This window comes from uncultured Methanobrevibacter sp. (assembly GCF_937906425.1).
Taxonomy (GTDB): domain Archaea; phylum Methanobacteriota; class Methanobacteria; order Methanobacteriales; family Methanobacteriaceae; genus Methanobrevibacter.
On sequence record NZ_CALCYR010000170.1, the window covers coordinates 1 to 4122 of the forward strand.

3 protein-coding genes and 1 pseudogene are annotated in these 4122 nt (G+C 34.4%); 1 reads left to right on the top strand and 3 read right to left on the bottom strand.

Features of this window, described 5'->3' with window-relative positions:
• Window positions 1-125 precede the first annotated feature (125 nt).
• Window positions 126-605 (bottom strand): hypothetical protein, encoded by a 480-nt coding sequence (locus tag Q0138_RS04770; RefSeq protein ID WP_297981609.1) that lies wholly within the window; start codon window positions 603-605, stop codon window positions 126-128.
• 81 nt (window positions 606-686) lie between these two features.
• Window positions 687-1340, bottom strand: coding sequence for a hypothetical protein (locus tag Q0138_RS04775; RefSeq protein ID WP_297981611.1), 654 nt, complete (start codon window positions 1338-1340; stop codon window positions 687-689).
• A gap of 511 nt (window positions 1341-1851) precedes the next feature.
• On the opposite strand from Q0138_RS04775, the pseudogene Q0138_RS04780 reads away from it, so the two are divergent.
• A pseudogene (locus Q0138_RS04780) lies at window positions 1852-1967 on the top strand (IS5/IS1182 family transposase); the annotation flags it as partial.
• 168 nt (window positions 1968-2135) lie between these two features.
• On the opposite strand, the gene Q0138_RS04785 reads toward Q0138_RS04780, so the two are convergent.
• The gene (locus Q0138_RS04785) at window positions 2136-3803 is read right to left on the bottom strand and encodes a helicase C-terminal domain-containing protein (protein ID WP_297981613.1); all 1668 of its coding nucleotides are present in this window, start codon (window positions 3801-3803) and stop codon (window positions 2136-2138) included.
• Between the last annotated feature and the right edge of the window lie 319 nt (window positions 3804-4122).

Here is a 4122-nt window from a genome sequence, read left to right on the forward strand (position 1 = left end):
CAAGGATTTTACTCAAAAACAGCCATACAACGATTATCAGAAAACTAAAATCATCAGGCCCCTAAATTTATTTTATTTGAATTTTTAATCATGACAAACAGTGTTTAAAACAAAGAATGAAAAAACTATTTTTCATCTGAAAACTCTTCAAGCCAATATGATTCCCCATCCAATATTGGAACTTCTATTTCATCACTATACTTGCCTTTACCAAGTGCTAAAAGTTCTTCTTCCTTGTCTTTAGGACATACACATAAATCATATGCATAATGGATTAGATTTGCTGCACCATTATCTTTATTTTCATAAAATAATTTATAAAGCCCTGCATCTTCCGCTCCAGGATCCCACCTTAGGCCTCCAAAGCTATCTGCTTCATAATCAGGACCTTCAGGAAATTCTCCATATATTATTTCTTCATAAACATCTTCATCGTATAATGCTATCATTGGCCAAATACTCTCTGGTTCCACACAATAAATCCATCCAGCTTCTCCATCATCTGTTTTGTATTTAATGGCTGAAGCGACAGTTCTATGAGGGCCACATCCATCAAAACAAGTGCCATATCCACATTTTACATCTTCAATAAAATATCTAGTCATTTTAAATATCTCCTTATAACTTTAATTCTAATTTCAAAAAATATTCAGTTTCTTACAGTGCCAAAATAATAAAAAATGGAATTACCATGATTTTATCTTGGCTATATCTTCGTCGAATTCTTCAGAAAACTTGGAAACATCAAGAGAGGAATAATATTCAACATATTCCAAGAAAAGTCCCCAATCTTCGTTAGCTTCAAACAAGCAAACTATCTCATTCAACTTGTCAAGCAGTTCCTGATTGTCACCAATCTTATCTTTAAGCTTCTCAACATACTTGTAAGCCTCAGCCTTCTCAGTATAGAGATCCTCAATATCACATTCAGAAGTGTCTTTTCCCTTATAAGGTGCAAACCAAATGTCAGCTGTCTGTTGAGTAGGATTTTGAGATACTGCTTCAAATACGGCCATTTGAGTGAGCCTGATGACATCAATGAATCTGGATTTAAAAATATCTTCAGGATAATCTCCAATTTCATAATCAAAAACAGTGTTATTGGAACTTTCCTTATATGCCATAATATTATCCCATTCCTGATTGACAGCATCCTCAATACCGGAATCTTTGCTGATTACAACATATTCCGCAGGATAAGTACCACAGCGGGAAATATGGACAAAATAAGTGTCTCCATTTTCATCCTCGCATTCAATCTCTGCAATAGTGGCACCTGCTACAGGACCACAAGCCATTCCTCCACCATCATAACCCCATTTCAAATTAATTAATTTCATTTTTATCTTCCCCCTAAGATTTTATAAAAAAAAGCAAGTGCAAATGCACTCTTCATTTACTTGTTGTAAGGATTTTAAAATTTTGCAATTATCAAATGATTTCATTCATCAGCCAATCCTTTCAAAATACCTTTAAAAATTTCTTAAAGAAACTTAAAAATTTTTTTGCATCAATGTGCAATTTCAAGTGTAAAATTGGGGTTTCTACAAGACTCATTAGACATTATTCTTTTCACCCCATTAACTAAATAACATCCATTACTTATAAAGTTTATTAGAAAAAATAGTTTAATTAGAAATTATTATAGAATTAGATTTAAGCAATTAATAATTTTTAGAGGACTGAATTTTTTGGTGGAAAATTCCTATGAATTTTCCTTATTTTTATTCATTCTCCAAATAATTTTTCTTTGTTTGAAAAATACATTTATATTTTTAGTAATTTAAAAAAATGGCTTTTAATATCTTAAATTTAAATAATAACTTTATAAATGTATTAAGAGTAATAAAAATGAAGCGTAGATTAAATTTAGATAAAAAAGACCCGAATATACTCTATTAAAAGACATGTTTAAAATTAGGGAGTCTAGAGCATCTAAAGAAATTTTAGCATCCTACAGATTTAAAAAAAATTAACTTTAACAATTTTAAGAGAGTTTAACTATCATTAGTTATATCTAACAAACATGAGAAAAGATTAAAAGAAAAAAATAATAAAAAAATAAAAAAAGAAAAAAATATGATTATTTGATTAATAAATAATTTCCATCATTTATCCCTGATTTCTAAAAAAAATTATTTTTTAATCTTTTTCCTATTTCTAGCCCTCAAATCCTTTCTGGCCGCAAATACTGCTTCCTTAAAATACTGGTTGAAGAACCTGCGGTTGTATTCAAAAAGATATTGGAAAGAGGAATCAATTATATACATAACACAATAGTCATCCATGTCCCGTATTCCCCTGCCATAAGCCTGCATGAGAGCCATCACAGCCTGGTAGAAAAACCATGACTTGTCCTCATCCTTCTTGTACCTGACAAGCTCGTTCAATTGGGGATAAGGAACTTTAAACATTATCTGGAATCTGCATATGTCTCCCTTGAAATCCACTCCGTCCTTGAGAGAGGCTCCAATCAGAACGGATTTTTTCTTGGAGATTGTGAAATCATTTATTATCCTGTTTCTCTCCTCACCTTCAACCACTATCAAATCATAGCCTTTTAGATTATTTTTTATCCAGCAGGCCTGTTCGGTGCTTGAGGTGTGGATGACTCCCTTTTCATTGCTGTGGGCGTCAAGTATCTCTTTAATCTTTTCTATGGCTTTTTCGCTTCTCCAATTAGGCATTCCCTTCTCCTCTCCGCTTAATCTTCCTGCAAAATCCAGTATTATCGGCCTGTTTTCAAGTTCGAATGGGCTTTTCTGATAGATGTAATAGGTTTCATCAGGATTTATATTGTTCCACTGGCAGAACTTCTTCTTGTCTCCAAGTGTTCCTGTTAGAAATATGCATATCTCTGCCATATCCAAAAGCCTTGCGGTTTGATCCGTAACCGAATATGGCTTGAATTCAGCCTGCAGTCCCTTGTTGTAGTTCTCATCCTCTTTGATGTCGCTGTATTTTGGAAGATCAATGATCAGTTCATTGTTTGAGAGCATCCATGCGACCTTGTTGTAGTAATCTATGTCTTCCTTTAGCTCCTGCCTTTCCTCGAAGATTTCAGGATTGTTCATGAAATCATCAAGAGAGCTTTGAGCACCATTGGAGATATTCATGTCCCTTATCTTTCCCTTGCAGCTGTCACTAAGCTTTCGGCACAAGTCTATCCAGTACTGGGTGTCCCGTTTCAATTGAGCCACTGACTTCTCGCCCTTGATGACACATTCAAAGATATCAATTCCAAATTTTATAGATATCATCGTCCGATCCAGCTCTAAGGATGACATTTGCAGCATCTTCAGTTCAAGATTATGGGCCTCGTCCAGAATAAGAAGCTTTCTTCTATCAAGGTTTGGAACAATGCCCAAATAGAAGAAGTCATAATTTGTTATGATATTGTCCGCTTTTTTTGCCCTGTTGAATGCATCCATAAACAGGCAGTTGGGACATCTTTTCTCTCCCACCTCCCTTTTTATGCAGAAGTCGCAGTTTCCCCTTATCTTGCATTCGTAGTTTCCGCTTCCCTTGATTTCAACCAGGTCTGGAAAATCCTGCTGGTACTGGTTTTGAAGCTGCTTTGTCATTGTGAGAATGAATGAATCCTCGTACATGTTTGCAAGTGTTACAGCTATTGCAGACTTTCCTATTCCGGTTCCTGCCTCAAGGATTATGTTTTTATATCCATTTTCTATGGCCCACATTATTCGATTGAGTATCTTCTGCTGGGCAGGCCTTGGCTCGTATTGGGGCAAAGACCAATAAAACATCCAGTCGAGACTTGAACTTTTCTCTTCATTATTCAATTTATTCCCCTTCCATAAATTAAATTACAATACACTTACCGATTAAATACAAATTTTATTGAACTGCTTTTTTAAGGCTTATTTCCACAAACAAAGTTGAACCTGCAGTATTTGCAGCTGTTTGAAACTTCAGCTTCAAATCTTTCTTTTAGAATATTCTCTGCTGTGGATTCTATCTCTTCAAGAGGGATTCTGCATTGGAAGTGAGCTTGAAATAGATAATGTATAATAAATTCTCATCTTCCGGATAGATTAAATCAATAAAACCAAACAAATCATAATTTCCTGTCTGATTCTGAATGAATTCCCCGAATCGGAT